Origin of the sequence: Chitinophaga sp. SYP-B3965, from assembly GCF_009647655.1 — a bacterium.
Taxonomy (GTDB): domain Bacteria; phylum Bacteroidota; class Bacteroidia; order Chitinophagales; family Chitinophagaceae; genus Chitinophaga.
The window spans coordinates 1,255,233-1,278,634 of sequence record NZ_WJFD01000001.1; the positions used below are offsets into that span (position 1 = coordinate 1,255,233).

23 protein-coding genes and 1 tRNA gene are annotated in these 23,402 nt (G+C 44.9%); 15 read left to right on the forward strand and 9 right to left on the reverse strand.

From position 1 onward, the window contains the following. Positions 1-11: 11 nt before the first annotated feature. Positions 12-752: an electron transfer flavoprotein subunit beta/FixA family protein gene (locus tag GFS24_RS04825; RefSeq protein WP_153658428.1), complete on the reverse strand. Its 741-nt coding sequence runs from the start codon at positions 750-752 to the stop codon at positions 12-14. Between the two features lie 107 nt (positions 753-859). Here GFS24_RS04825 and GFS24_RS04830 point away from each other — a divergent pair, with 107 nt between their 5' ends. Both GFS24_RS04830 and tilS read left to right on the forward strand, forming a co-directional pair. Next, positions 860-1,171, forward strand: coding sequence for a tetratricopeptide repeat protein (locus tag GFS24_RS04830; RefSeq protein WP_153658429.1), 312 nt, complete (start codon positions 860-862; stop codon positions 1,169-1,171). Positions 1,172-1,180: 9 nt separating this feature from the next. Then, entirely contained in the window at positions 1,181-2,503 is a 1,323-nt protein-coding gene (gene tilS, locus GFS24_RS04835) for a tRNA lysidine(34) synthetase TilS (RefSeq protein ID WP_153658430.1), read from the forward strand. Here the strand turns inward: tilS and GFS24_RS04840 are convergent. Together GFS24_RS04840 and GFS24_RS04845 are read right to left on the reverse strand one after the other, a co-directional pair. Then, the gene (locus GFS24_RS04840; protein WP_173002971.1) at positions 2,489-3,100 is read right to left on the reverse strand and encodes a rhomboid family intramembrane serine protease; all 612 of its coding nucleotides are present in this window, start codon (positions 3,098-3,100) and stop codon (positions 2,489-2,491) included. The two genes, tilS and GFS24_RS04840, sit on opposite strands and share 15 nt — an antisense overlap. A 28-nt stretch (positions 3,101-3,128) precedes the next feature. Further along, positions 3,129-3,602 carry a 23S rRNA (pseudouridine(1915)-N(3))-methyltransferase RlmH gene (locus GFS24_RS04845; RefSeq protein WP_371729835.1) on the reverse strand — a complete coding sequence of 158 codons (474 nt, stop codon included), beginning with the start codon at positions 3,600-3,602 and terminating at the stop codon, positions 3,129-3,131. A gap of 128 nt (positions 3,603-3,730) precedes the next feature. Here GFS24_RS04845 and GFS24_RS04850 point away from each other — a divergent pair. From GFS24_RS04850 to GFS24_RS04855, 3 genes are all read left to right on the forward strand, one after another. Then, positions 3,731-3,804 (forward strand) — tRNA-Arg (locus tag GFS24_RS04850). Positions 3,805-3,906: 102 nt separating this feature from the next. Beyond that, complete coding sequence (locus GFS24_RS29410; RefSeq protein WP_371729837.1) at positions 3,907-4,227, forward strand: DUF6660 family protein; 321 nt, start codon at positions 3,907-3,909, stop codon at positions 4,225-4,227. Between the two features lie 71 nt (positions 4,228-4,298). Continuing rightward, complete coding sequence (locus GFS24_RS04855; protein ID WP_153658433.1) at positions 4,299-6,455, forward strand: TonB-dependent receptor; 2,157 nt, start codon at positions 4,299-4,301, stop codon at positions 6,453-6,455. 62 nt (positions 6,456-6,517) lie between these two features. Here GFS24_RS04855 and GFS24_RS04860 read toward each other — a convergent pair whose 3' ends face one another. After that, on the reverse strand, positions 6,518-7,006 hold the full coding sequence (locus GFS24_RS04860) for a hypothetical protein (RefSeq protein ID WP_153658434.1): 489 nt from the start codon (positions 7,004-7,006) through the stop codon (positions 6,518-6,520). Positions 7,007-7,052: 46 nt separating this feature from the next. Beyond that, entirely contained in the window at positions 7,053-7,430 is a 378-nt protein-coding gene (locus tag GFS24_RS04865; protein WP_153658435.1) for a hypothetical protein, read from the reverse strand. Positions 7,431-7,575: 145 nt separating this feature from the next. Between GFS24_RS04865 and GFS24_RS04870 the strand changes: the two genes are divergently transcribed. Continuing rightward, positions 7,576-8,007, forward strand: a complete 432-nt coding sequence (locus GFS24_RS04870; protein WP_153658436.1) for an rRNA adenine methyltransferase — start codon at positions 7,576-7,578, stop codon at positions 8,005-8,007. Here the strand turns inward: GFS24_RS04870 and GFS24_RS04875 are convergent. After that, the gene (locus GFS24_RS04875; RefSeq protein ID WP_153658437.1) at positions 7,991-8,368 is read right to left on the reverse strand and encodes a helix-turn-helix domain-containing protein; all 378 of its coding nucleotides are present in this window, start codon (positions 8,366-8,368) and stop codon (positions 7,991-7,993) included. The genes GFS24_RS04870 and GFS24_RS04875 overlap by 17 nt on opposite strands. 75 nt (positions 8,369-8,443) lie before the next feature. Between GFS24_RS04875 and GFS24_RS04880 the strand changes: the two genes are divergently transcribed. From GFS24_RS04880 to GFS24_RS04915, 8 genes are all read left to right on the forward strand, one after another. Next, positions 8,444-9,001: an NAD(P)H-dependent oxidoreductase gene (locus GFS24_RS04880; protein WP_153658438.1), complete on the forward strand. Its 558-nt coding sequence runs from the start codon at positions 8,444-8,446 to the stop codon at positions 8,999-9,001. Between the two features lie 233 nt (positions 9,002-9,234). Then, the gene (locus GFS24_RS04885; RefSeq protein ID WP_153658439.1) at positions 9,235-10,377 is read left to right on the forward strand and encodes an efflux RND transporter periplasmic adaptor subunit; all 1,143 of its coding nucleotides are present in this window, start codon (positions 9,235-9,237) and stop codon (positions 10,375-10,377) included. A 25-nt stretch (positions 10,378-10,402) separates the two neighbouring features. Continuing rightward, positions 10,403-13,558, forward strand: coding sequence for an efflux RND transporter permease subunit (locus GFS24_RS04890; RefSeq protein ID WP_153658440.1), 3,156 nt, complete (start codon positions 10,403-10,405; stop codon positions 13,556-13,558). A gap of 168 nt (positions 13,559-13,726) precedes the next feature. After that, the gene (locus tag GFS24_RS04895) at positions 13,727-14,500 is read left to right on the forward strand and encodes a hypothetical protein (protein ID WP_153658441.1); all 774 of its coding nucleotides are present in this window, start codon (positions 13,727-13,729) and stop codon (positions 14,498-14,500) included. Positions 14,501-14,618: 118 nt separating this feature from the next. Further along, positions 14,619-15,662 (forward strand): NAD(P)-dependent alcohol dehydrogenase, encoded by a 1,044-nt coding sequence (locus tag GFS24_RS04900; RefSeq protein ID WP_153658442.1) that lies wholly within the window; start codon positions 14,619-14,621, stop codon positions 15,660-15,662. Between the two features lie 25 nt (positions 15,663-15,687). Then, entirely contained in the window at positions 15,688-17,067 is a 1,380-nt protein-coding gene (gene xseA, locus GFS24_RS04905) for an exodeoxyribonuclease VII large subunit (protein WP_153658443.1), read from the forward strand. After that, positions 17,045-17,260, forward strand: a complete 216-nt coding sequence (gene xseB, locus GFS24_RS04910) for an exodeoxyribonuclease VII small subunit (RefSeq protein WP_153658444.1) — start codon at positions 17,045-17,047, stop codon at positions 17,258-17,260. The genes xseA and xseB overlap by 23 nt, the downstream gene beginning before the upstream one ends. Before the next feature lie 12 nt (positions 17,261-17,272). Continuing rightward, a complete protein-coding gene (locus GFS24_RS04915; protein ID WP_153658445.1) occupies positions 17,273-17,983 on the forward strand; it encodes a polysaccharide deacetylase family protein in 711 nt (236 codons plus the stop codon). On the opposite strand, the gene GFS24_RS04920 is transcribed toward GFS24_RS04915, so the two are convergent. Beyond that, positions 17,984-20,278, reverse strand: coding sequence for a mechanosensitive ion channel family protein (locus tag GFS24_RS04920; protein WP_153658446.1), 2,295 nt, complete (start codon positions 20,276-20,278; stop codon positions 17,984-17,986). It abuts the gene before it with no gap. Between the two features lie 83 nt (positions 20,279-20,361). On the opposite strand from GFS24_RS04920, the gene GFS24_RS04925 reads away from it, so the two are divergent. After that, complete coding sequence (locus GFS24_RS04925) at positions 20,362-21,048, forward strand: 2OG-Fe(II) oxygenase (RefSeq protein WP_153658447.1); 687 nt, start codon at positions 20,362-20,364, stop codon at positions 21,046-21,048. Here the strand turns inward: GFS24_RS04925 and GFS24_RS04930 are convergent. Together GFS24_RS04930 and GFS24_RS04935 are read right to left on the reverse strand one after the other, a co-directional pair. Beyond that, positions 21,033-21,857, reverse strand: a complete 825-nt coding sequence (locus tag GFS24_RS04930) for an alpha/beta hydrolase (RefSeq protein WP_153658448.1) — start codon at positions 21,855-21,857, stop codon at positions 21,033-21,035. The genes GFS24_RS04925 and GFS24_RS04930 overlap by 16 nt on opposite strands. A 48-nt stretch (positions 21,858-21,905) precedes the next feature. Next, positions 21,906-23,018 (reverse strand): acyltransferase, encoded by a 1,113-nt coding sequence (locus GFS24_RS04935; RefSeq protein ID WP_153658449.1) that lies wholly within the window; start codon positions 23,016-23,018, stop codon positions 21,906-21,908. Positions 23,019-23,402 lie beyond the last annotated feature (384 nt).

Genomic DNA, 23,402 nt, shown 5'->3' on the forward strand with positions numbered 1-23,402 from the left:
ATTGAATAAGATCAGATCACTTTAGCTTCTTCGTGCAGGAGTTTCACCAACTCTTCCACGTTATCTGCGGGGATCAGTTTCACACCGGCTTTGGCAGGTGGTAATTCAAATGATACGATACTGGTCAGCGTGTCTGCCTGTACGGGTTCTATTACTTTCAACGGTTTGGTGCGTGCGGCCATGATACCCCGCATGTTGGGGATCCGGGCTTCAGCCATTCCTTTCTGGCAGGAAACGGCTACAGGCAGTGTTACTTCACATACTTCTTCTCCGCCTTCTATCTCGCGGCGCAGGGTAGCTACCTGGCCATTCAGTTCAAATTTGGAAGCGATGGAAACAAAGGGGATGCCTACGAGTTCTGCTACCATACCGCCGATACCGGAACCATTATAGTCGATGGTTTCCTTACCGGTAAATATTATATCGTAGTTTTCCTGTTTGGCGTGCGCGGCTATCTGCGAAGCAATATAATAACTGTCATGGCTATCCGCATTTACGCGGAAGGCTTCATCTCCGCCAAGGGCAAGGGCCTTGCGGATCACTGGCTCTGTATCGGCTCCTCCCACTGTGATCAGGTGAACGGTAGCATTCAATGTTTCTTTCAGTTCCAGCGCTCTCACCAGGGCATACCATTCATCGTATGGATTGATAATAAACTGCACACCCGCTTCACTGAATTTCGTGTTGTTGTCTGCGAAAGCTATTTTTGCAGTTGTGTCGGGAGTTTTACTGATACATACTAAGATCTTCATATCCGTTAACTGTGGTTTAATTGAAAAATGCAGTATTAGCAAATATATGGGATTTAGGCATTGGGCGAGCAGGCAGCTGCCCGTAATTAAAATTAGAAATATTCAATATGGATAGGATCACTCAACTGAAAGCATTCCTGGAAAGCAGTCCTGCTGACAGCTTTCTGAAACATGCGCTGGCACTTGAATACATCAAGATACAGGAGGATGGGAACGCGCGAAAAGTATTTGAGGAATTACTGGAAAAGGAACCTAATTATGTAGGCTCTTATTACCACCTGGGCAAATTACTGGAGCGTATGGGTGAAACGGAAGCAGCTGTTGCTGTGTATGAAAAGGGGATGTATATTGCCTGGGAAGAGAAAGATATGCATGCCTATAACGAGCTGCAGGCGGCTCACGAAGATCTCACTGATTAATTAAAGTTCATGCTGCAACAGCTACGTTCATATATCGCAAAAGAGAACCTCTTTACTGCCACGGATACCTTGCTGCTGGCGGTAAGCGGCGGCCTTGATTCTATCGTGCTCACACATCTGTGTGTGCAGGCTGGCATTAAAGTGGAGATCGCACATTGTAATTTTCAACTAAGAGGTGCAGAGTCTGAACGGGATGAAGCCTTTGTGCGTTCCCTGGCGGAAAGCTATGGCATTCCGGTTTTTGTGCAGCGGTTTGATACGGCAGCTTATGCCACTGCTCATAAAAGATCGATACAGGTGGTTGCGCGGGAACTGCGTTATCAGTGGCTGGAAGAACAACGGCAGGAGCGGGGTCTGGCTTTTATTGCTACGGCACATCATATGCAGGATAACGTGGAAACGGTTTGGATGAACCTTTCCAAAGGTACCGGCATAGCAGGTTTGCATGGCATCTTACCTGTGCAGGGGTACATTGTGCGCCCCCTGTTATTTGCTACACGGGAGGAGATCAAAACATATGCGGATGCAGCGCATCTTCAGCATGTGGAAGACAGTTCCAATACTACGGATAAGTACACACGTAATTTTTTCCGTCACCAGGTATTGCCGCGGCTGGAGGAGATCCTGCCTGAAGTGGTAAAGAATACCGGTGGCAGTATTGAGCGGTTCCGGGAAGCGGAAGTGCTTTACAGGCAGGCAGTAGAAGTGCATAGAAAAAAACTGATCGTGCAGCGCGGGCAGGAGTATTTTATCCCGGTGCTCAAACTACAGCAGGCACAGCCATTGGCTACTCTTGCCTACGAAATACTGAAACCATTCCAATGCAGTACTGCACAGGCAGCGCAGGTGGTGGACCTGTTGAGCAGTGAGCCGGGTAAATGGGTGGCAACGGCTACACACCGTATTGTAAGGGACCGGAAGTGGCTGATCATTACACCACTGGAAGCCAGTGCTTCGGCTCATTTTATTATTGAAGAAGAACAGCAACTGGTGCAATTGCCGGATGCGTTATTGCGGCTGGAACAGCTGGCGCAGGAAGGTTTTACAGTACCTACAGCTGCGAGCATTGCCTGCCTGGACCTCCAGCAGGTACAATTTCCCCTGTTGTTACGCAAGTGGAAAAAAGGAGATTATTTCTATCCCCTGGGCATGGCGAAAAAGAAGAAGCTGAGCCGCTTTTTCATTGACCAGAAGTTATCCCTGCCGGAGAAGGAAAAGGTGTGGGTGCTGGAATCCCAGAAGCGTATTATCTGGGTAGCAGGCATGCGCATAGATGATCGTTTTAAGATCACCGCCAAAACAAAGAAAATATTGAAGTTAGAACTTACTTAAGAGCTTCTCGATAAACAGGAGGCCCAGTTCTGGTTTTAGTATGATAGGGAATATAAGCCCCAGTACTGCTCCCCAGAAATGTACGTCATGTCCTATATTATCTCCGCCTCTTTTGGCCATATACCAGGAATAGGCAAGGTAAAGTACCCCAAAGACAATGGCAGGCATGGGGATGAAGAACACCTGTATCAGCATCCAGGGATCAAAAATGATGATAGAGAACAGTACGGCAGACACTGCACCAGAGGCACCAACGGCCCTGTAAGCGATATTATCTTTCTGCCTGAAATAAGTGGATACACCGGGTAAGATCAATCCTAATACATATAAGATCACAAAAAAGAGCTTACTTCCAAAGTAATGCTCGTAATAGACCTCCATGGCATTACCAAAGAACCAGAGTGTAAGCATGTTAAATCCAAGGTGCATAAAATCGTTATGCACAAAACCACCGGTCAGAAAGCGGTACCATTCGTTGCGTTCATGGATCATATAGGGCCAGAAACTCAATTTATTTATCTGATCGGGTTTGTTGAAGGCGGTGATAGAGATAAGACAAGTAAAGATGATAATGATAAGCGTTATGCTGATTGCCATAAATTCCCCGGTTAAGTTGTAAAAATAATCATTGATGGTGATATTTCTCATTGTTGAGCACGGTATATGCCCGGTAAAGCTGTTCCGCTACGATCAAACGCACTAATTGATGGGGGAAGGTAAGGGAAGAGAGGGATAATTGTTGCTGTGCTCTTTGCAAAACGGCTGTATCCAGCCCAAAAGCGCCGCCTATGAGGATGATCAGCTGCCGGGTGCCGGCATTATTTCTTTGTTGGAGGAAATCGGCTAATTGCACGGTTGTCATGTGTTTTCCTTTTTCGTCCAGGGCCAGTAAATAGTCCTGCGGCTGCAGGAGGTCCAGGATCATTTTACCTTCCTGTTTTTTCAGTTCGGGGATGGAAAGACTGGCAGCCTGTTTTACAGTCGGAATTAATTTAATATCGAAATCGGTGTAATGTTGTAATCTTTTCTGAAAGATCTTAATGCCTTCGTTGATGTAGGCGTCATTCTCTTTACCAATGCTCCAAAGCTGTATTTTCACGGGTTTCAGCGTTTTATATGCTGTTCCAAAAGTAAATTTAAAAAAATAATTTGCAGGAAAATTGGCAGAAATATTTGCAGAAATGAAAAAACTCCCTACATTTGCATCCCGTTCAACACAATACAAACGGCTCTGTAGCTCAATTGAATAGAGCATCTCACTACGGATGAGAAGGTTTCAGGTTTGAATCCTGACAGGGTCACAAGAAAGGACAAGGAAGATTATTCTCCTTGTCCTTTTTTTATTGGCTAAACCGCCGTCATTCTTCTCTTACGGGTCCGGTTGATTTGTTATATTTGTTTTCATGAAATGGTTGGTTTACATATTTTCATTTTATATCATGCTATTATCCGGCGTTCCCTGCAATGCCGATAATGAATGCTGTACAGATGAAATTTGCGATACAGCCACGCCAGATCATGAAACAAAAGATAAGGACCATAAACCAGCTTGCCCTTGTTCTCCTTTTACTACTTGCGGTGCCTGCCACGCCATTACTGTTCCTGATACACAGATAGAACTAATACACGTATTATACGCTGATAAAAAAACATTTTGCAACTACACTGTAACCTTGTTGAGTGATTTTCCTCCTTCCATCTGGCAACCTCCGAAGCCTGCCTGAGAATTTCGCTATTAGTGTATGCTGCTTCAGGCAGCATCTATTCTTTCATTTATTTAATACTTCATTACGCAATGAAAAAACTTGCAGGCTTGCTATTATTGCTATGCCTGGGTAATCTGTGCATTGCTCAGCATATATTAACTGCCGTTATTAAAGATGGCGAATCAAAAGAACCCTTGGCCGGTGCTACCGTGTTGCTGGCGGGAACCACAAAAGGAGCAAAAGCCGATGCAAACGGCGTAGTGGTTATTTCAGATATTCCGGATGGTAAACAGACATTTGCCTTCCGGTATGTTGGCTATAATGAACATACCGAAACGCTTACATTTCCCCGGGGCAATGATACCATTATCGTTTTCCTCGAACATGGGGAAGAGGAGATGGAAGAAGTGGTGATCTCTTCTACACGCAGCACCAGGACCATCCAAAATATCCCCACCCGTGTAGAACTGATTGCAGGGGAAGAACTGGAAGAAAAGGGCAACATGAAACCGGGTGACATACGGATGATGCTGAATGAAAGTACGGGTATTCAAACGCAGCAGGTGTCAGCTACTTCGGCCAATTCCAGTATCCGCATCCAGGGGCTGGATGGACGTTATACCCAGCTGTTAAAAGATGGTTTCCCTTTGTATGCAGGATTTTCAGGTGGGTTGGGCCTGCTTCAAACACCGCCATTGGATCTGAAACAGGTGGAAGTTATCAAAGGTTCATCCTCTACCTTATATGGAGGCGGAGCGATTGCTGGATTGGTTAATCTTATCTCTAAGGTACCCACCGAAGAACGCGAATTAAAGTTCTTATTCAATGGTACTTCTGCTGCTGGTTTGGATCTGAATGGATTCTATGGTCAAAAGTTTGAGAAGGTGGGATTGACTGTTTTCGCTTCGCGGAATAGCAGCAGGGCTTACGATCCTTCCAGTACGGGTTTTACAGCCATTCCTAAAACGGTACGGTATGTCTTTAATCCTAAACTGTTTGTTTATTTCAGCCCAAAAACAAAAATGAATATTGGTGTTAATACCATTTTTGAGGACCGGATGGGTGGGGATATCCAATACATCAAAGGGAAAGGGGATAACGTTCATACTTATTTCGAAAAGAATAAAAGCAGCCGGGTTTCTACACAGTTTTCCCTGGAACATCAGTTTAGTAAAAAGAGTACTCTTTCGGTGAAAAACTCCGTCAATAATTTTTCCAGAACCATCACTATACCGGACTATGTATTTGATGGTAAGCAATTATCCACCTATTCAGAACTTACCTATAATCATAACGGTGAAAGATCAGATTGGGTAGGCGGTTTAAATCTTTATACTGATAATTTTAAAGAGTTTCCCAAAGACAATTTCCCTAAGAGGAATTACGATCAGAACACTTTCGGCGGGTTTATTCAGAACACCTGGCAGGCAACGGACTGGCTGCAAACGGAAGTGGGCGTAAGAGGTGACCATGTAATTGATTATGGGTTTACTTTCCTGCCCCGGATATCTGCACTCTTTAAATTATCTCCTAAGTTAACATCCCGCCTGGGAGGTGGAATGGGATATAAAACACCAACCATTTTTACAGAAGAAACGGAACGCATACAGTTCAGGTCTGTGTTGCCGATCAGTCCAGAGGCTAATAAGCTGGAAAAGTCATATGGGGCAAACTTTGATGTAAACTATCGCACCACTTTGTTCGATGAGGTAAGCCTTAGTTTCAATCAGCTTTTCTTTTATACACGCATCAATGATCCTTTGTTGCTTACCAATGAGTATAAGCTAATAAATACTGATGGTTCAATAGATACGAAAGGTTGGGAAACAAACGTAAAATTGGGGCTTGGAGATTTTAAACTGTTTATTGGCTACACCTATACGGATGCTCAATTGAATGAAGGTGGTATAAAAAGGGAAAACCCACTCACCGCTAAGCATCGTTTGAATAATGTGTTGATGTATGAAGTAGAGGAAAAGTGGAAAATTGGACTGGAGGCGTATTATTTCAGTAAGCAAACCCTGAATGATGGCGCGACCGGGAAACCTTACTGGATCTGTGGTTTTATGGCGGAAAAGCTGTGGGAGAAATTCTCCCTGTTTGTGAACTTTGAGAATTTTACTGATACCCGGCAGACAAAATTCGATACCATTTATACCGGAACGATTTCGAGTCCTGTTTTCAGGGATATTTATGCTCCGCTTGACGGATTTGTGGTGAATGGAGGACTGAAACTTAATTTATGACAGCAGGCAAGGGTACTTATGCGGTACCCTTGCTTATCTTTAATCGCTATATAGACAATTGGCTATTTTATTTTGTAATGATATACCTGCGGATGTACTCCCTCACTGATCGTATAATAACTTGTTCCATCAATGGTAAAACCGATGGCTTCACCTTGCCGTTCCCGTGAATAAGGCAATTCCCGGGCAGGGGTCATCAATAGTTTCCAAATGGGTTCTTTCCCTTTTCTCTTCCAGTAATAAACTCTGGAATAACTTTTAATCAGCACCTGGTCGCCATTTTTTGAAATATCTCCGGCAGTGATCTGTTTGCGGAGTCCTTCAAAAAACAAAGTGCTCCTTTTCGTTAAGATCACGGTATCACCCGGTTTATATGCCAGCGGCGTTGTATAAACCCTTACAGAATCTTCCCGTTTTGAAACGATATATAGTAACTTTTCTACGGGATCTATCATCATGGTTTCCGCATCACGTGGACCATCCGGGTATTTCAGGTACAGAGGAACTGCATCTACCTGGCCTGTAAACACCGTTGTTGATGGCTTCAACATGGGTTCTTCCATTCTATAAACAGTAAGGTATTTTCTGCTGGCGCCATTATCTCCAATATCCGCAATATATACATAACTCTTTCTTGCCTTTGGACCTACGCCGGTAGACAATATCTTCACAATCAAGGACACCACGCCTCATCGCCGGACTGCCTTTGAATGTATAAATAGCTTTCAAAGTACCATCCGGGCTGATTAAAAAGAAACGGCTGGTATCTCCGCTGTCATTATGAATATAGAGCAATCCTTTATTGCTGGAAGATGCTGCAAGGCCAGATGTTTCATTGTTCATTGCATCATTGAGCTTCCCTGTTATTGCTACAGGAATGCTGTCCTGTGCTAAAACAGTAGACGTATAACAGATACTTAATAAAAACAGTAGGCTTAAAATCCGGTTGGTATGCGGCATCATATTACGCTTCATTTGGCTTGATCTGCAATATTAGATCATCCACCGGATTTTTAGTAGTAGTGTTCGGGGAGAAAGCCATTAAGTTATTGTTAAGTGCGATTCAATATTAAAAGGAATACATCCATTGTATCATGCGTTTTTTTGTTTTTATTTGAATATGGAATTCAACCAGGATAGTAAAACCATACAGCTTTGCATTCAGGGAATGGAGCTGGAAGGGCAGGGCCGGCCTTCTGCTGCTATGCTGCTTTTTCAGGAGGCATGGGATGTGGCTGCTGATGGCATAGAGAAATTTACAGCTGCTCATTATTTGGCCCGCCATCAGGGAAGTGTGGCTGATAAGTTGAAATGGGATGAAATAGCCTTGCAACTAGCTTTAAATATTAACGGGGATACTGTGAAAAGTACTTATCCTTCCCTGTATCTGAATGTAGCTAAATGTTACGAAGATCTGCAGGATCCTCAAAATGCAATTAAGCATTATGAACTGGCGGCTTCTTTTATTCACTTTTTACCTGATGATGGCTATGGGAACATGATCAGGGCAGGGATCCTGCATGGGATAGAAAGGGTTAAGCCTTTGAAGTAAGGGTATCCTCAAATTTCTTATGCTGTTCTCCCCACTTTGCCAGATGTTTGAAGAGTGGTTTCAATGCTTTGCCACTTTTCGTTAACTCATATTCTACCCGAAGCGGCACTTCAGGATACACCGTTCTTTTTACCAGATTATTCTTCTCCATTTTTCTCAAATGCAGGGTCAGCATCCGTTCTGTAATATTTGGAAGATCCTTTTTCAGTTCTCCAAAACGCTTCTTCCCGGTTATTAAATAGAACCATATATGTAAAGTCCACTGCCCTCCGATAAGGGATGCCGCATACACTTCTATGCATTCTGATCTGAGATGTTGCCTGTTCTCGTAATGAGTGGAAGTGCCTTTTATCTTACTCATAGTTACATTTTTGATAGTAGCATACAATTGGGTGCTAAGTTACAAATTCGGTCTTTATGATCTTATTTTGCTGATATGAAAACATTAATAGTAATAATACACCCGGACCTGAAAAGCTCCTTAATAAACAAACGCTGGATCCAGGAATTGGAAAAGTTCCCTGATAAGTATTTGATACATGATCTGCACAGTTTATACCCGGATGAGAAAATAGATATAGAGAAGGAACAACAATTGATAGAAGCGCATGATAAGATCATATTTCAGTTCCCTTTCTACTGGTTTAACTGCCCGCCCTTTTTCAAAAAATGGCTTGACGAGGTATTGACGCACGGATGGGCTTATGGTACTAACAGCAATTATCATTTAAAACATAAGAAAATTGCGTTGGGTATTACGGCCGGGATTGATGAGGTGGATTACCGGACTACCGGGCGTTATAAATACACGTTGCAACAACTGACAACACCATTTGAAATAACCTTCCAATACGTTAAAGCCGACTACCGGAATTTTTTTGCTTTTTACGGGTCAGAGCACCATGCTACCGGAGAGCGGATAGAAGAAAATGCCCGGCAATATATTTCGTTTATTGAAGCTATTTCATCCTCTGACGAACGCGGTTCGTCATAAAACCAGTACTTTAAAAAGAATTAATCGATTAATTTCGATATATCTATTTATATTTGTGCCCTGATTGTAGATAATCAGTTTATTGTCCTGTCAATTTTGCTTCTACGGATCGTTAACACACATCCTGATCACTAACTAAATATTGTGCGCAATGTCGCCATGCCATTTCTCTGGAAAACCGGAGGACAGCTTCTCATTGCCTTATCTGAAACGTTTTTAATAACACACACTATATGCGATTCATTTTGATCTTAAGCCTTATGGCATTGTTGTACAGTTGCGCGCCCAAGCCTGTAGAAACAACTGCTCCACCACCCGTTCAGTTACCAGTTATAGCTGTAGTATCTGCTCCGGCCAATACCTACCAGGATTTTTTTGCTTCCCTGGAAGGAACATTGAATGTGGACATCCGCCCGCAGGTAGATGGCTACCTTGAAAAAATATATGTAGACGAAGGCGCTTACGTAAAAGCAGGCCAGCCGCTCTTCAAAATAAATGACCGGGTGTATGCGGAGCGATCCAACAATACGCAATCTGGTTTGGAACTGGCGGAGGCCAATGTGCAAAAAGCGAAGGTTGAAATAGACCGCCTGATCCCGCTTGTGAAGAACAATGTGGTTTCAGGACTGCAATTACAAACAGCCACTGCGGAGTATGAAGCAGCAAAGGCTTCCGTAGCAAGTGCCAAAGCTATGCAGGGCAATGCACGTATTAATATGGGCTATACGCTGATCACTGCTCCGGTGAATGGTTATATCGGAAGGATCCCTTTTAAAACAGGCAGTCTTGTTGGTAAAGGTGAGCTGGAACCGCTTACGGTGTTATCTGATGTGCATGAGATATATGCTTACTTCTCCATGAGCGAACCGGATTTCATGGCCTTTAAGAATAAGTTCTCCGGAAATACGATGGAAGAAAAGATCAAACAGGTTCCGCTTGTTGAACTGATCATGGCGGATAACCAGGTGTATGATCAGAAAGGAAAAATTGAGATCGTTGAAGGGCAATTCGATAAAACGATGGGGGCTATTAGTTTTCGTGCGACTTTCCCTAATCCCGGCGGTACATTAAGGACCGGTAACACGGGTAAAGTAAGGATCACACATTCCTTATCTGCAGCATTGATCATTCCGCAGGAAGCTACTTTTGAAATGCAGGACCAGGTATATGTGTATGCTGTAGCAGCGGGTAATAAAGTGACCCGTAAGGCCATCCATGTGCTGGGTAAAACTTCTCATTACTATTACGTGGATAATGGTATTCCGGCAGGCGATAAGATCGTGCTGGCGGGCACCGGTAATCTCAAAGAGGGCGCTGTCATTGCTCCGCAGCTATTATCTGCGGACAGTTTGCTGAAGGCGAACCCGCTTTATTAAGTCTTTTTATACAAACCATGCATTTATGTTAAAAAAGTTCATAGACAGGCCTGTATTATCTACGGTTGTCTCTATCATTTTACTTCTATTGGGCGGCTTGTCCCTTTTCTCGCTACCCATTACCCTGTTCCCCGATATTGCTCCACCCAGTGTTTTGGTAACGGCTTCTTATCCGGGTGCCAATGCTGAGGTGGTTGCGCGCTCTGTGGCTACGCCATTGGAGGAATCGATCAATGGTGTGGAGAACATGACTTACATGACCTCCAACTCCAACAATGACGGAACCTTATCTCTTACGGTATATTTTAAGCAGGGTACTGATCCTGATATTGCTGCAGTGAACGTGCAGAACCGGGTATCCAAAGCAATCAGCCAGATACCGCAGGAAGCAATACAGGCAGGTATTTCCACGCAAAAGCAACAGAACAGTATTATCATGTTCGTGGCTTTATCGAGTGAGGATAAACGATATGATGATGTATTCCTGCACAACTATATCAAGATTAACCTGATCCCCCAGATCCAACGTATTCCCGGGGTGGCACAGGCGCAGATCTTTGGTTCCAAGGATTATTCTATGCGTATCTGGCTGAAGCCAGACAGGATGGCGGCGAACAATCTTTCTCCCAGTGATGTGACCAATGCCATCAAAGCTCAGAGCCAGGAAGCGGCGCCTGGCCGGTTTGGTGAAGCGAGTACGGAAGTGTTTGAATATGTGTTGAAGTATAAAGGCAAACTGAACAGCAATGAAGATTATGAGAACATCATCATCAAAGCTAACAGCGATGGTTCCATGTTGCGGTTGAAAGATGTGGCCAGGGTGGAATTCGGAACTTCTACCTATTCTTCTTATGGCAAACTGGATGGCGGGCCTACATCCGGTTTTGCGGTGTTTCAAACAGCAGGTTCCAATGCAAATGATATCCTTACAGAAGCAGAGCGGCAGCTGGAAGAGTTCAAAGCGGTATTACCGAAGGGGATAAAAACCACCGTGATGTATAACACCAAAGAATTCCTGGATGCTTCTATACACCAGGTAGTGGAAACGCTGGTGGTGGCCTTCGTGCTGGTGTTTATTGTGGTGTTCATCTTCCTGCAGGATTTCCGTTCAACGCTGATCCCGGCTATCGCAGTGCCTGTGGCGATCATTGGTACTTTCTTCTTCATGCAGTTGTTCGGCTTTACCATTAACCTGCTCACCTTGTTTGCGCTCGTACTGGCTATTGGTATTGTGGTGGATGATGCGATCGTGGTGGTAGAAGCAGTGCATTCCAAGATGGAACGAACGGGATTGTCGCCCAGGAAGGCAACGGTGCAATCCATGAGTGAGATATCAGGTGCTATCGTATCCATTACCATGGTGATGGCTGCGGTGTTTGTGCCTGTGGGCTTTATGGAAGGTCCTGCCGGTGTGTTTTACAGGCAGTTTGCCTTCACACTGGCTATTGCGATCCTCATCTCTGCATTGAATGCATTGACCTTAAGTCCTGCTTTGTGTGCGCTGTTCTTAAAGAACGAGCACCATGGCGAAGAAGGACATGGGAAGAAAAAAGGATTTGGCGCCCGCTTCTTTAATGCTTTTAATGCCGGATTCAGAACGCTCACGGATAAATATGTACGAAGCCTGCAATTCCTCTTCCGCCGCAAGTGGCTGGCGATAGGAGGTCTGGCGCTGATCACCATCGTTACTTTTGTGATGATGAAAAGAGCACCTACCGGTTTCATTCCGAATGAAGACCAGGGCTTCATCCTGTATGCTTTGAACACCCCTCCGGGCAGTTCTTTGGACAGAACGCATAAAGCGATGGCTAAGATAGACAGCATCATTAAAAATCATCCTGCCGTAGCGCACCGTTATGTAGTGGAAGGGTTGAACTTTATTTCCAATGCGAATGCTGCACCATATGGAGCAGGATTTGTAAGGATCAAACCGCAGGGAGAAAGAGGTGCTGTTGACGATGCCAACCAGATCGCGAACCTCTTTGCACAACAGGCCAGCCAGGAGAAGGATGCGAATATGTTCTTCTTTACTTTCCCCACTATACAAGGGTTTGGTAACGTGAGCGGGTTTGAGTTCATGCTGCAGGACAGGGGGAATGGTACCCTTGAACAACTGGGCAATAATGCCTGGGCCTTCATCGGTGCTTTAATGCAAAGGAAAGAGATCGCAGCTGCATTCACCACTTTCGCAGCAGGTAATCCACAGTATAAGATCGAGATCGATAATGCGAAGGCCATGCAGTTGGGTGTATCCATTAATGAGTTACTGCAAACCCTGCAGACTTATTACGGCAGCAGCTTTGTCTCGGATTTCAACCGCTTTGGCAAATACTACCGTGTAATGGCGCAGGCGGATGTTTCTTATCGTACAGATGCAGCTTCGCTCAATGGTATTTATGCAAAGAATGATAAAGGTGAAATGGTTCCTATTAATTCGATCGTAACCCTGAAAAGGACCTATGGCCCTGAAACGGTGACAAGGAATAACCTGTTCAATGCAGTTACCATCAATGGGATCCCTAAACCAGGTTATAGTACAGGTGATGCTATCAGGGCGATTGAAGAAACAGCCAAACAAGTACTACCCAGAGGGTATGCATATGAATGGACAGGGATGACAAGAGAAGAAAGAAAAACAGGTGGCCAGACTGCCTTTATTTTCCTGCTTAGTATCATATTCGTGTACTTCCTGCTGGCAGCGCAGTATGAAAGTTATATCCTGCCGCTCGCGGTGATCTTATCTGTACCTACCGGGATCCTGGGTGTGTTCCTGTTTATCGGTTTTGCAGGTATTGACAACAATATCTATGTGCAGGTGGGATTGATCATGCTGATAGGATTGCTGGCCAAGAATGCGATCCTGATCGTGGAGTATGCCGTACAGCGGAGAAGGAAAGGACAGCCATTGCTGGAAGCAGCCCTGGAAGCTTCTCATTTACGTTTGCGGCCTATCCTGATGACCTCCTTCGCATTTATTGTGGGGATGCTTCCGCTGGTGTGGGCAAAAGGCGCTTCGGCGCTGGGTAACCATTCTATTGGTTTCAGTGTAGTGGGTGGTATGCTTACAGGGGTGATCCTGGGTATATTTATCATCCCGGTATTGTTTATCATTTTCCAGCATCTGCAGGAAAAGATGACGGGAAGAACGGGGTTGAGAGTGACAGATGATGACGATGAATAGTTGTATGAATGATCAATATAACAAAGGGCTGCCAGGCTAAAGTTTGGCGGCCCTTTTATTTCTTTGTAAAAAAATGCTTTAATAGCAAATTATTATTATCATTGTTTCTTCTATACCCAGCCCGTTTCTTTTCCTTATACCCGATTATTTATAAAAATGTTTATACCCATGCATACCATTCAGAAAGTCGCTATCATCCTGCTTACTACTATTTTTGGTGCAACCATTGCCAACGCCCAAGTGACGAATACCTTTCCAGCAAACGGGAGTGTGGGGATCGGCACTACCAGTCCGGGGGCTCTGCTTGATGTAAACGGCGCTACACAAACTGGCATCCTGCTTTTTAAAGGAGTAGGAGGGAACAGTAATACTGCGCATTACGACTATGGAATCTACCAGGAACCGGTCGACTGGGCTTTCCCTTTTCCCAAATTGGTCATTAATTATCATACCGGTATAAAAATGGTAGGTTATTACGGATATGGAGGTATGAAATTTTACACCGGAGTTGGTGCGCAAGGCGTGCCTACCGGGCTTGCCTTTAGTATTGGTGATGGAGATAATCATGTACGGGTAGCGCACAGCCTCTTAGTTAGTGAAAGTATAGGAATAGGTACCAGTAATACCGGAGCATACGCATTGGCAGTGGAAGGAACCATTGGTGCACGGAAGGTTAGAGTTACACAGGCTGCCTGGGCGGACTATGTATTTGAGCCAGCTTACAAATTTCCATCTATCGCCGAAGTGGAACGATACGTGAAACAGCATAAACATTTACCAGGGATTCCATCTGAGAAGGATGTAACGGAGAATGGCATAGATGTGGGAGAAATGAATAAAATGCTGTTACAGAAAATAGAGGAACAAATGTTATACATCATTGAACTGAATAAGAAGGTTGACAGTTTAACAATACAGGTAAAGGAAATCACCAAAAAGTAACAGCATTGATTGCCCATTATAAGAAAGCCGGAAATTGCGATTTCCGGCTTTCTGCTTTCTTAACTGTTCCGTAACTTTAAGTGCTTATTTTTGTTAATAGGATAAAAACCAAATACATATGTCAGAAGTAAAAGGATATGCCGCTCAAACTGCCACCACGCCGTTAGCGCCCTGGAATTTCCAGCGCCGGGAAGTGGGGCCACATGATGTTCAGTTTGATATTTTGTACTGTGGGGTTTGCCATAGTGATCTCCACCAGATCCGGGATGAATGGGGTGGTTCTATTTTCCCTATGGTGCCGGGCCATGAGATCGTAGGCATGATCACGAAAGTGGGCAGTGCTGTAACGAAGTTTAAAGTGGGAGACCTGGCCGGTGTGGGTTGTATGGTAGACAGCTGCCGGGAATGCGAAAGCTGTAAAAGAGGGGAGGAACAGTATTGCGAAAACGGCAATACAGGCACCTACAATTCCCGCGAAAGGGATACGCAGAATCCTACTTACGGCGGTTATTCCAACCTGATCGTAACGGATGAAGCTTTTGTGCTCCATATCTCTGAGAAATTGCCGCTGGCTGGTGTAGCACCATTGCTGTGTGCCGGCATCACTACTTATTCCCCGCTTCGCCATTGGAAAGTGGGTAAGGGACATAAAGTAGGGGTAATAGGCCTTGGCGGCCTTGGGCATATGGCAGTGAAATTTGCTGCGGCCTTTGGTGCGGAAGTGACCATGTTAAGTACTTCTCCGAATAAGGAAGCAGATGCCAAAGCCCTCGGCGCACATAAATTTGTGCTCACAAAAGACAAGGAACAGGTAAAGTCCGTGCGGAATTATTTCGATTTTATCATTGATACGGTTTCTGCTCCGCACGATTATAACATGGTGCAATCCATGCTGGCTACCAATGGCGTACAGATCTGTGTGGGTGTACCGCCTACGCCGATGGAGATCATGGGTTTCAGCCTGATCGGTAAAAGACGTAGTGTGGCGGGTTCTATGATCGGAGGGATCCCTGAAACACAGGAGATGCTGGACTATTGCGCAGAACACAACATTGTATCCGATGTAGAGATCATTGATATCAAGGATATCAACGCGTCTTATGAAAGGATGCTGAAAGGGGATGTGCGGTACCGGTTTGTGATAGATATGGCTACGCTCTAGTAAAAAACCGGTATTTTTGAAGGGAATGCAACCGCCCTTAACAAATCATATAAGACTATCAGAGCTGAATGGCAGGATCAACGCTGTCATTAATGATGCCTTCAGTGCCGTTACCTTCTGGGTGATTGCGGATGTAACGAATCATACTTTCCGGGCGCAAAAGAACTACCACAATTTTGAGCTGGTGGAGAAAGATCCGTATTCCAGCAATATCATAGCCCGGATCTCGGGGAAAGCATGGGGCACCGGTTCTGATAGTATTACTCATTTTGAAAGGATCACCGGCCAGCGGTTCACGAATAACATCAATGTACTGCTGCATGTGGCAGTGCAATATCACCCGGTGTATGGGTTGCAGGTGAATATCCTGGATATAGATCCCAATTTTACGCTGGGCATGCTGGAACAGCAACGCCAGGCTACCCTGGAAAAACTGGTGCTGGAAAACCAGCCTTTCATAAACCGAGTGGGAGACCGGTATATCACTAAGAACAACCAGTTACCATTGCCTGCCGTTATCCAGAAAATAGCGGTGATCTCTTCTAAAACTTCTGCGGGTAATGAGGATTTTGCGCATACACTGCTGAACAATCCTTATCATTATCAATTTTCGCTGGATTATTATTTTACGGTGGTGCAGGGAGAAAGTAATGCCCGCCAGTTCTTTGATAAACTGCTGGAGGTATTTAATTCCAAAGTAACGTATGATGCGGTGGTGATTATCAGGGGAGGTGGTGCTCAAACGGATTTCCTGATCTTTGATAATTACGATATTGGCCGCGCTATTGCCAGGTTTCCTATTCCCATCATTACGGGTATCGGGCATCAGAAGAATGAAACGATTGCAGACCTGATGGCGCATACGCCAACCAAAACTCCTACTAAAGCAGCGGAGTTCATCCTGGCACATAACAAGACATTCGAAGATGCCCTGTTGTCCTTTCAGCAGAACATCATCATCCGGTCTCAGCAGATCTTCTCCTTTCATTTCCAGAACCTGTCTGCCATACAGCAGGATACCATTATTGCTGCCAAGACCATCCTGTTCAATCATCAGAATACACTTAACAATATTTCGGCGCAGATCGTTTCTTCGCCCAGGATCATTTTGTACAACCGGCTGAATGATCTTCAGAACATCGCGGGCAATATCAAAACTTTTAAAACCCTCTACCTGAAGAACCAGGCGGGTTACCTGGGGCATTATACTTCCCTGATAAAGATGATGAGTCCGGATAATATCCTGAAGAAAGGGTTTGCTATCCTGAAAACAAACAACAGGATCACGAGTGATCCGGATGACCTGAAAGTGGGAGCGGACGTGGAGATCATCCTGATGGACACGCAGATCACTTCTACCATAAAACAAAAAACAAAGTACGATGGAAAAGACTTTAACATATGAAGATGCCTATAATGAGCTGGCACAGATATCCCGGGAAATAGAAACAGAATCTGTTACGGTGGATGTATTGGCGGAAAAGGTGAAACGGGCTTCCGAGCTGATCACGTATTGCCAGGCCAAGCTGCGGGCTACGGAGAAGGAGGTGAATAAGATCATTGCGAATATGGAGAGTGGTAGTGGTACACAAAAATAAATCAAGCATAATATGAAAATACCCCTCTTAGCCATCACCTGTCTGCTGCTGTTCTCCTCCTTCAACAGCAAACTCCCCATCAAATACATCTACCTCACGTTTGATGACGGACCCTTAAAAGGCAGTGAGAACATCGACAGTGTGATCCTCGCAGAACGTTTAAAGATCAGCGTATTCCTGGTAGGAGAACATGTGGAAGAAAGTAAAAAGTTTTCAGGGTACTATAACATGTATGAGCAGAACCCATTTGTGGAATCTTACAACCACAGTTTCACACACGCGCATAATAAATACAAGGAATTCTACAGCAATGCCCAAAATGTATTGGCCGATATAGAGAAGAATGAGCAATCTCTTCATCTCCGTTTTAAGATAGTGCGGTTGCCTGGCAGGAATATATGGCGCATTGGTACCCGTGTAAAAGATGATGGTCCCAGCGGTAAAGCGGCGGCGGATCTGCTGGCTGCCAATGGCTTTTCACTGATCGGATGGGACCTGGAATGGCAGCATAAGGATACAGATGGAACACCCATTCAAACGGTAGATCAGATGACGAAGGAGATAGAAACCCGTCTTACAACAGGAGATCACCTGGTGGTATTGTTACATGATGAAATGTTCCAGAAGAAATGGGAAGAAAGTGAATTACATCAACTGATCGATAACTTAAGGAAACACGAGAACTATATATTTGAACATGTGCGGTTCTATCCCCGCAAATGATCAGCTCTCCGGGTTGATCCAAACATCCCTTCTTGGATAAGAGATCTTATGTTCCTTAAATAACTCATGGATCCTGCCCAGCACTTTTCCCTTCATCACGATCCTGTTCTCAGAATCCTCTACCCAGAAGTGCAGCGTAAACATCAGCATATCTTCCACTACGCCGGATACTACCGCGTAATTCGGAGAAGTTTTAATGACCTCGGGGATTTCTGCTAAAGCCTGTTGCATCAATCCAATGACCTGTGCATGATCCACTTCCTGATCTGTAGGGATCTGCAACTCCAGCCTGCGGAGGTTATTGGTGAGCGTCCAGTTCTTGAGATCGTTGGCGAGGAGTTTGCCGTTGGGGATCAGGATCTCTGAGCCATCTATGATAGAAAGGCGTGTGGCGCGTAAACCTATCTCCTTCACCCTACCCAGTTCGTTGGCAATTTCCAGCCTGTCTCCCACAACAAAAGGTTTTTCGAAAACAATGATGATCCCGGATAACAGGTTGCTGGCAATATTCTGCAAACCAAAACCGATACCTACACCAATTGCTCCGAGAATGATGGTGAAGTTGGATAGTGAAACCCCTGAAGCCACAACACCTACAAAAAAGCCGGCACAGATAAGCAGAAAACGCCCCAGCAGCAGGTAACTCCCGATATTGCTCTTACGATGTTCCTTACTGTCTTCCCTCGCACCTACCATGTTCCGCAGGATGCCGGCAATGTAGAAAGCCAGAAACACACTGCCCAGGAAAATAGCTACGCTGCCAAAGGTGAATTGTCCGTCTCCGATGGTACGGGGTTGTGTGAAGAAGTCCCTGAACTCTATGATCAGTATCTCATAGAGATTGGTATTGATGAGGTAACCGATAAGGATCAGCACCACAGAGATGAAAATGAATAGAGGACGGAGATGCGCATATACAAGGTCTGCATTGATGCGGATGTTTTCATTCCTTTCGTTGAAGAGATCGGTGAGGATCAGGATGTAATCCAGCAGGGAATGTATGGCAATGTAAAACATCATGCTGAGGATCACGGTGTCAAACGCTACTAAGATCAGGGCCTTGCCCAGTGTGTAATTTCCGGTGATGGTCAATATCCAGCCCATGGCAATATGCGCGGCTATTACAAGGATAAAGGCCCGCATGGCTTTTTTGCGTTTGATGGGATAACCGGGTATTTCTTTATAGAAGATCCACAAAGGGATAAGCAGGAAAATGGACAGACTGAAAATGATCCTTCCCACAAACGTAACGGTAACAAAGAAGTTCAGCAGCATCAGCAGCAGGAAGGAGAGGATCAGTATGAAGAAGGCTTTTTTATTAAGATAAGGATGTTCCTTCCAGGTAAGATAACCTACCAGTGCTGTTAAGCTGATGAAGATCATTTCCAGGAAAGCATGCGGGGCATCTATGAAAATAAACGGCGCCAGTACCATGCCCATGATGGTGGAAGAAAGAGAAGGGTATTTGCTGAGGAACATCAACCTGTCGTCTTTCTTCTTTTTAAACATGCGCAAGGGAACGAGGCACAGCAGGAAGATGAGGATCCTGAAAAGTACAATGCGGCTCAGGGAACTTTCTGCATAGAATCGAAGGTTCTCTAAGGTTTGTAGAAAGGAGGTTTTAACAGTAGCGGTGAAAGAGGCGGTATAGTCTGCCTGCGTGGCTTTCCAGATGGGAGGAAGGTCACGGTGCAGGAGGTACATTTCTCTGCGTGTAAGGGCTTCGTCTGCATCGTCGTAAAGATCATAGGCCCTGCCGCTGAAGATGTTCAGGCTGTCTTCCGCAGCTGTGTAGACTTTAAGGATGCGGGATACATTGCCGATGGCCCTGTCGTGCCGCCATTGCAGATAGGTTAATTCATCGGCATAAGATTGTTTCAGGAGGGAATCCCCGTGGTCTGAAAAGTATTTTATTTCGCCGGTGATCTTTTCTATTTGCAGTGTTTTGCCTGCCAGTTCATCATTCCATCTGCGCATGCGTTGTTGCCATTTTCTTACTTTCCGGGTGATGGCGCCAACTTCCATTTTTATATCATAGATGGTGCGGAGGTTTAAGGAATGTACCTGGGTGTAGAAGTCGCGCTCCATGAGGGTGAGCGTGATGGCCAGCCGGGAGATCTCTCTTTGCATGGCAATAGTGTCTACTTCATATTCACTGGTTAGTTCCAGGTTGTTCATGAAGCTGATGTCCCGCTGGATCCAGGAGGACGGGGTGTTGACGATGATGGAGTCTCCCTTTGGCTGCGCTGTCGCAAACGAGGTGGATAACAGGAGTAACAGGATGATTCTGAGCATGTATCCCAGGTTTTATCTACAATTTAATGAATTATAGCAAGTTTCGGGTAATGTAGTGAGGATGCCTGTTCTAATTTGCGGGTATGAAATTAGCTAACATCAACTGGCCCGAAATAACGGATGCCATGCATGCACAAGGATATGCAGTAGTGAAGGATGTGCTTTCTGCTATGGAATGCGATGGACTTATTGAAGCATACAACATACCGGAACATTACCGGAAAACTATTTCCATGGAGCGTTACCGTTTTGGGCAGGGGGAATATAAATACTTCTCTTATCCTTTGCCACCGCTTATTCAACAATTAAGAGAGCGCATTTATCCGCATTTGGCGCCCATTGCAAATGAATGGATGCGGGTATTGAAAATACCCACTGTATACCCTATGCAATTTGAAGCATTACAGGCTATTTGTAAAGAGCATCAGCAAACACAGCCCACCGTATTGATCCTGCAATATGGTAAAGGCGGGCACAACACTTTGCACCAGGATCTTTACGGGGATTTTTTCTTTCCCTTCCAATTGGTGGTGTGTTTGTCTGAAGACTATACAGGTGGTGAATTCGTATTGATGGAACAAAGGCCTCGCGCGCAATCAAAGGCAATTGTATTAAGGCCTGCGAAAGGAGATATGGTGATCTTTACTACCAATTTCAGGCCGGTGAAAAGTACCACCGGTTATTACAGGGCGAATATGAAACATGGGGTGAGTGAAGTGAAAGATGGCAGCCGTTATACTTTAGGTATCATCTTTCATGATGCAAAATGACTCAGCCAGCCTGCAATGAACTGCAGTACTTCCATTTTCCCTGGTTCATTATGTAATTCATGATAGAAGCCGTCCCATTCTTTATAGGTGAGTAGTTTCTTTGGTGCCCGTTCTGCAAATAACCTTGAGCCTTCCACACTGGTGAAAGTATCTGCATTGCCATGTATCAGCAGTGCCGGTACTGTTAACTGATCTGCATGTTGCAGGCACCAGGCGCCGTTGGATACAAGGATGTCCATGAGGCGGAGACTGGCTTTATCATGCCGTAGTGGGTCCTGCTGGAATTTTTCTACTTCTTTCTGATCGTGAGAGATCTGGTGGATATCCAGTCCTGGTTCTACACGGAGTTGCGGGAACAGGGTGGCGCCTACTTTCAGGACGCCTCTGAGAAAAGCATTGGGTTTGCTGCCTACGATGTATGCGGGGCCGGATATGATGGCGGCCAGTACATCCGGCTGGCGGTGTAATAATAAACCGGTGAGGATGCCGCCGCCCATGCTGTGACCGTATAATACAACGGGGAGCTGATAAGCTTCCTGTACATATTGAATGAATCCTTCCAGGTAATCGAAGATCTCTTCCAGTTTCTTTGCGGCGCCGCGTTTGCCGTCACTTTCTCCATGGCCGAAATGGTCGATGCCGGTAACGAGGTATCCTTCCTGCATAAAGAATTCCGCTACATGGCCGTAACGGCCGACGTGTTCACCAATGCCGTGGATCATGATCATCACGTGGTGGTATTGCCCGGGTTTCCAGGTGATGCCGTGAAAGTGGGTGCCGGAATATTGCCAGGAGAAATCGGTTACCATAAGATCGTGCTTTTGTTTCTGTTGTAAACAGTTAAAGCTACGTTTTGTTTATAGATATCTTTTGATAATGCTATTCTTCCTTATTAAAGAAGTTACCCACCAGCTTAGCGTAACTGCTACTACGAATGTAATGAGGGCTTTAACCAGCGCAGGCAGGTTGAAATCTAACAGGAAATACTGGCACCAGATCACAAAAATGTAATGTACCAGGTATATACCGTATGCATTTGCTGACAGTGATTTCCACCAGCTGTTAGTTATACTTTTGAATGTAGTCAGCAGGGCTATACAGCTCATCATGCAGGAAAATATCCATATAGAGCGATAAATGAGTGTAGCCTGTAAAAGACTTAACTGATGGCGTTCTACCATGGCCAGCAAAGGGGTTTCGCTTAATTTTAATAAGACAAAAACAGCCAGGCTGGTGACTAACCAAAGGGGCCACTTCTTTACAAATGCAGCACCGTTTGCAAAGATGTCTCTTGCTCTTCCTATAATTACACCCAATAGGAAATACCAAAAGTATAAAGGCATTCTGCTGATCTGGAAGTCAAATGGGCCGATACCGGTCCAGGCTTCTGGATTTATGGCTACTGCGAGGGGGACGTAGACGAGCCAGCTGATGATATACCAGGTTAAGAACAGCTTTGGTATATGAAGGGCTTTCTTTATAAAGGGATAACATACTGCGAATATGAGATTGAATAAAAAGAGGACCCAGATGAACCATGGGGGGCCTACAGGCCATGCTTCTACTGTGAAGAAATCGATGATGTAGGCTTTTATGTCATGTTTTCCGTGGGCGATGTAATATGCCGGATAATAGGCTAAGAGCATCAGGAGGGTGACGCCTACCATGAATGGGATGAATAAACGGTAGAACCTGTCGCGGATGAAGGTGCTGATTGATTTGTGCTGAAGGCTGCTTACTACAAAGATGCCGCTGATCAGGAACATCAGGGACATGAAGAAGATATCGTTAAAGTTGACGAAGATATCGAGTCCTCGCCATCTGGTAGTGTCTACAATTGGATGGGTGGAGGTGATATAAGCGTCTTTGTTGAACCATGCAAAGGTGGTGTAGGAAAGGGTGGAATGATGGGCTACCACTAAGAGCGTAATGAAGGAGCGTAGATTATCTATCCACCAGTTTCTGGTCATGTATGGATTTTATATTAAAGACGGGGAGGGGCTGTTAAAGTTGCATCTGATGTTATTCATGGACCTTGCCGCGCAGCAAAGGGCGGTGTTTTTTTTCTTCTTTAATTGGGTATTCTTTTTTGCGGGGAGGTTTTATCTTTTGCAAGGATGATGCAGGGAGTTTGCCGCGCAGCAAAGGGCGGTGTTTTTTTTCTTCTTTAATTGGGTATTCTTTTTTGCGGGGAGGTTTTATCTTTTGCAAGGATGATGCAGGGAGTTTGCCGTGCAGCAAAGGGCGGATTTTCTTTTCTTCTTTATTGGGGATTCTTTTTGCAGGGAGATTTTATCTTTTGCAAGGATGGTGTTGGGAACTTGCCACGCAGCAAAGGGTGGATTTTCTTTCTT